The sequence below is a fragment of the Streptomyces xylophagus genome, assembly GCF_000716435.1.
In the GTDB taxonomy this organism is placed as follows: Bacteria; Actinomycetota; Actinomycetes; order Streptomycetales; family Streptomycetaceae; genus Streptomyces; species Streptomyces xylophagus.
Window position 1 is genome coordinate 1 of sequence record NZ_JNWO01000158.1, and the last position, 388, is coordinate 388.

Below are 388 nucleotides of genomic sequence, written 5' to 3' on the forward strand. Positions count from 1 at the left end.
TGTATAAGAGACAGAGACCTCGCCGAACACCACCCCAACCCCACCCGGCAGGACGTTCGCGACTGGCTCGGTGAGCACCTGTACGACGACGACTGGGACGAGCACGACGTCGACAACATCCACACAGAGATCCAGAAAGGCGGCCAGCCGTGACCAAGGTGCTCGGACTCGACCTCAGCCTCACCTCCACCGGCATTGCCGGCCGAGGCTGGACCACCACCATCAAACCCGCCAACCGCAGCCGAACCCACCGCGACCGCAGCAACCCCACCAACGACGCTCGGCTCCGCACCGCCTACAACCACCAGCGGCTCACCGCCATCACCAGCCAACTCGACGACTACCTCACCGGCGTCGACCTCGTCGTCATCGAAGGCCTCGCCTACGA

Annotated in this window: 1 pseudogene; it reads left to right on the plus strand. The window is 64.9% G+C overall.

From position 1 onward, the window contains the following. Positions 1-149: 149 nt before the first annotated feature. Positions 150-388: pseudogene (locus OO70_RS50775) on the plus strand (hypothetical protein); the annotation flags it as partial.